Origin of the sequence: Chitinophaga sp., from assembly GCF_036569185.1 — a bacterium.
GTDB lineage: Bacteria > Bacteroidota > Bacteroidia > Chitinophagales > Chitinophagaceae > Chitinophaga.
In genome coordinates this window covers 1-4611 of record NZ_DATCRD010000427.1, presented here as the reverse complement: position 1 = coordinate 4611, position 4611 = coordinate 1, and the positions used below count along the sequence as shown (strand labels likewise).

The 4611-nt window shown below is 48.1% G+C and carries 5 protein-coding genes; 1 reads left to right on the top strand and 4 read right to left on the bottom strand.

Annotated features, from left to right (window positions below):
* The coding region (locus tag VIM72_RS32270) for a hypothetical protein (protein ID WP_332006911.1) at positions 1–473 on the bottom strand (473 nt) is incomplete at its 3' end.
* Between the two features lie 156 nt (positions 474–629).
* Between VIM72_RS32270 and VIM72_RS32265 the strand changes: the two genes are divergently transcribed.
* Entirely contained in the window at positions 630–1928 is a 1299-nt protein-coding gene (locus VIM72_RS32265; RefSeq protein ID WP_332006910.1) for a hypothetical protein, read from the top strand.
* Here VIM72_RS32265 and VIM72_RS32260 read toward each other — a convergent pair whose 3' ends face one another.
* The 3 genes from VIM72_RS32260 to VIM72_RS32250 form a co-directional block, all read right to left on the bottom strand.
* Positions 1929–2165, bottom strand: a complete 237-nt coding sequence (locus VIM72_RS32260; RefSeq protein ID WP_332006909.1) for a hypothetical protein — start codon at positions 2163–2165, stop codon at positions 1929–1931. It abuts the gene before it with no gap.
* A gap of 101 nt (positions 2166–2266) precedes the next feature.
* The gene (locus tag VIM72_RS32255) at positions 2267–3424 is read right to left on the bottom strand and encodes an alginate lyase family protein (protein WP_332006908.1); all 1158 of its coding nucleotides are present in this window, start codon (positions 3422–3424) and stop codon (positions 2267–2269) included.
* Between the two features lie 4 nt (positions 3425–3428).
* Positions 3429–4611: glycoside hydrolase family 36 protein (locus VIM72_RS32250; protein WP_332006907.1), on the bottom strand; the 1183-nt coding region annotated here is incomplete at its 5' end.

Genomic DNA, 4611 nt, shown 5'->3' with positions numbered 1-4611 from the left:
GGCAATGCCACTTCGAACCAGGTATCACCCTCCAGCATGTGTAATTCCGGGGTTGCAGTAAACCCAGGCACATAAGCGAGCGAAGCGCCTTTGCCGGTGATAAGGGTACAACCCGGCACTGGCAACAGGGTATCAATATGGCCTGTATTATTCACATAATGTATTTGCCTCACCGGGGCCAGCCGGTAAAAATAAAGCAGTAAACCGGCAGCTATTACCAGTACCAGCGCAGCAGCAACCAGCCACCTGCTATTGAAAACACGACGGGAAGATGAAGGAATAATAAAAGAGGTATTCGCTTCCGGCACAGCAACACCTTCTGCCAACCATGCAGTCAGCCGGCCTTCCAGGTAAGCAGCCTGTTCAGGGCCTTCACTGCGGAAAGCGGCGATCTGTTCCTGCAAAAGCGGATCATGTGGAGCGTGTATATATCCTGATATCAGGTTATCGATATCCTGTTCCGGTTGATACATAGTAATTGGCTATAGCTGGCAGGTTTGGTAAGATACTCAACTTCTGTACAAATTTCACCATGCAGGCATTGCATTTGTAGATACCTAATAAATAATTAGGTCACTTCGGCAAGGTTTAATATTTTTAGTACAGAGGAACCGGCAAAAACGATATGTATGTCACCTGAACAATTAATAAATAACGACCAGGAATATATTGAGGGATTGCTTCACCATAAACCAGCAGTAATTGAAAATATCTATCAGCGGTTTGCATCTAAAGAAAAGCGTTTTATACTACAAAAAAGCGGCCATGTAAAGGATGCAGCCCATATCTTCGAAGAAGCCCTGATGGATATTTATTACTTCGCCCGCCGCCATCCGCTGAAAGTCACCGACTTTGAGCCATTTCTCCAACTATTATGCAAACGTATCTGGGAACAGGAACTGGAAAGAAGAGGGCAGCGCATTCCCGGCCTGGAAGCTGAAGAGCTATCCACCATGAGCAGGGATGATATCCAGGATGTGGAAGATGTGCTGAAAGAAGGAGAAAAACGGCGGCTCGCCTATCACTACTATCTTGCGCTTTCGGACGATTGTAAGGAATTGCTTCGCTGGTCGCTCACTGATGGCTGCCTGCAGGAAGATATTGCCGCAGAAACAAACATCCCGGTTAAAGAGCTTCCCGGCAGAAGAGCCGATTGCTTCCGCAGCCTGTTCAGGGATATCGACATTAAATTAAAAGCTAACAGTCTTTCTGAAAAAGACCTGCTGGAAACAGACCGTTTCCTCAGCGGCCAGATGAACGAGGCAGAACGTAAAACCTTCTCCGACCGGCTGCAGGCTGATGCCTTGCTTGCCCAACAGGTAAAACGCTTCGATGCTGTCCGCCAGCTGCTTGGGCAGAGAATCTGTAACGATGCCAACCGGGACGAATTGCAACACCTGTTATACACCCATCGCAACGCCTGGTATACACTGAAGGATAATTCGCCTATCCCCATCCGGAACTACGTTATCCTCACCGCACTGATAGCCGCGGGAATGGCCATCTTATTGTATATAAGTCCCTGGAGAAAAAACATTTACCGGCAATTTGCTTCTACGGAGATGCAGATCCCGGACATAGACAGCCTGCGGCTTCCCGAAGAAGCCATCGTGCAGTTTAATCACGGCCACTTCAATGAAGCAGTACTGCTGCTGAACAAAGCACTTACTGCCAACCCGGGCAATTTATACGCCCGCTACTACCGCGGTGTGGCATTGATTGATCAAAACCAGACCGGGGCTGCACGACAGGATCTGCTGACTGTTTTTAACAACAGCAGTGAGCTTCGCTATGAAGCAGCATTTTATATGGCATTGAGCTACCTGAAAGAAGGACGTAAACAGCAGTGCCTCGAATGGTTATTAAAAATCCCATCGGGTGCGCCGAATTACCTCAAAGTGCAGAAACTGATAGAAGAATTAAAATAATTAATTCAGGTATTGTCCTTTACTACAGTGGATAATGTTCTCTACTTCTCCTTTAATTAACTCATAAACAGGCGCCTTACCTGCTTTGATCTGTACCAGTTGTTGCAATACAAGAAAATAGATTTCTCCGCGGTTGCAGCCATCAATCTGGGCTTTTAAAATGTCATGCTTTACCTCTTCACAACCGGTGGCATCCAGTTTCTGGTAAATAACATACAGGTCGTCCATCCAACTCATTTCTCTAAAGTTTAAACATAGTGTATAGTTATCTAAAGTTAAGGATTTATATTAAGAAAATAAAGCATCTGAATCTTAAATAATTGTAAACTCTAACGCACTCATAACCAGATAAGAGGATTCCGTACAGGCAGGTTTCGCAGCACTTCTTCTTCTTTCGGGTCCTGGTTGAGCGATAGCCATAACCGGTAATATTCGGGGTGCTGAAGCGCCGCCGCGCCGAAAATAAGGAAAGGTTGTGCCACCGGCCAGTTATCCCAATACATCACATCATGCGCATAGGGCCAGCTGCTTTTATTATTTACATATGGATAGAGATAAGCGATCCCACCGGCAATACTTTTATTGCCATCGGCCGTAAAGCGCCACAGGTCATCATCCGGTGTGCTCAGCAACTGGCAGATGGTGCTCATCGCATCGAGGTTAAACAACGAGTAGCCATAAGGTTTAGTACGTTTCAGCTCCAGCGGGAAACTGCCGTTGGCAGCCATCTGGCGGGGCAGTAATACTGTTTTATAACGGTTCCTGCAGAAGTCCAGTATTGCCTGGTTGCCTGTAAAACGGGCAAATGCGGCCACCTGCATTACCCAGCAGGTGCCATGGTTATTGGCCGCATTCATTTCATCTTTTCCGTAAGGGTGTGTAGTAAGCCACTGCAGGTATTCGCTGAACCAGTTTTTAAAAGCCTGCAGGTCTGCGGTGGGAATAACACCGGCTTTCTCCATTATACCTAATGCCTGCACCACTTCCATCAGGTGAATGGTATCAATGATACCAATACCGCGGCCGGTAACTTTCCCTTTAATTGCCTGCGCATACAACAGCGAAGGGTTCATGCGTGTAGCAGCGGTTTCAAACCAGGCCTTTGCATGTAACAGTGCATGCTGCAGATAGGTATTGTCTTTGGTTGCAACATACCCTGCTGCCAATGCTCCCATCACCCGGCTGAAGCGGATCATGGCCTGCCGGTGTGCCACGAAGTTGCCCGGGTTGGTTTCACCATCACGCTGGATATAAGCCCCGCTGGGGTTTGCCGGGTCCGGCCACCAGTAATCCCCTTCCGAATAAAAGTCGTGCAAACCGCCGGCGCTGCGCTCGCAACGGAAAGCCGTAATTGTTTGAGGCGCTTGTTGCAGCGCCCAGGCAGCGCGTTTGATCACCGCTGGTCGCGTGTCTTTAAGCAGTTGTTGCTGAAAGGGCGATTGACCTTGTATTGCATTGGCAAGCGCGATGAATAAAGCCAGCAGGAAAATACGCATGGAGTTATTTTTTTGGTGTTAATAACAATACCCGGCCATCATGCCCGGCCAGATCCATTACAAAAGAACCGTTATGAATTCCAAGGTCCGCGCCTGTCCAGTAGTCTGATACCTGGTATCGCTGATCCAGTTTTACTGTTAGTTTTTTGGAAGATGACTGCCAGTTGAGAAGAATTACCTGTTTGCCTGCTGTTGTAGTCAGTTTTCCTATTTCAAAACCAGTACCTTCAAAAGCAGCTGCCTTCGCTGCGGGTGGCAAAGCCTTTTCTAAAACGTGTAGCCGTTGCCGTGATATCTTTGTAAGATCGTCTCCGCTCAACAGCATGCCGCCTGTAGCATACAACAGCGCTGCATGAAAATTAAATTCATTGTCTGGCAGATTGCCGGTAAGCACCAGGCAATCCGGATCATTCCACCATAAGCGGCCATTTTGCCAGGCCCGGTAAAGATTCTCCCGCCCCGAGCGTTCAAATACAGACCAGCTGCGCTTGATGTCCATAGAACTACGGCTGCCATGAATCAATCCCAGCGAAGGCCACAGCGGGTGATTGCATCCCAGTATAAACGCATCCCCGCTTCCTTTGAGAATCGCCTCCATCCCCCGTCTGTATGCTTCTACCCTCGTAGCTTTGGTATCATAAAAACGACCGCCATGAATGGCGCCCCAGAAATTGGCATCGAGCTTAAAGTAAGTAACGCCCCATTCATTGCGCATGGTGTGGAACAGCTGCTGCAGGTGTTGTTGCACAGCCGGATGTGTACCATCGAGCACATACCAGGGTTTTAGCCGCCAGCCTCCAAATGTGACCAGGTCGCTGCGCAAAGGCGCTCCCGATGTATCCTTTACCAGCCAGTCTTTATGATCCTTATAAATAGCAGAGTTGCTGTCGCAAATAAAAGGCGCTACCCAAATGGCTGGTTCAAAACCTTTTTCACGAATTGTATGCAGCACCTGTTGCACATTTCCGCCGAAAGAATTTCCCGATTCCAGCCAGTCGCCCATATGCGGCTGGTAACCATCATCTACCTGTATATACTTCAGCGCAGGAATATTGTTCTTTATATAATCCAGGTTGTCATAAATATTCTGTGCGGTTACCTTAGGGCCAAAGCAATACCAGGAGCACCAACCTGTAGGCGGCTGTTTAAATTCAAGCCGGGGATGATGTTCCTGTATCCTGGCAGCA

Coding starts and splice junctions, on each gene's coding strand:
- VIM72_RS32265 (WP_332006910.1), top strand. CDS start 630: ATGTCACCTGAACAATTAATAAATAACGACCAGGAATATATTGAGGGA.
- VIM72_RS32260 (WP_332006909.1), bottom strand. CDS start 2,165: ATGAGTTGGATGGACGACCTGTATGTTATTTACCAGAAACTGGATGCC.
- VIM72_RS32255 (WP_332006908.1), bottom strand. CDS start 3,424: ATGCGTATTTTCCTGCTGGCTTTATTCATCGCGCTTGCCAATGCAATA.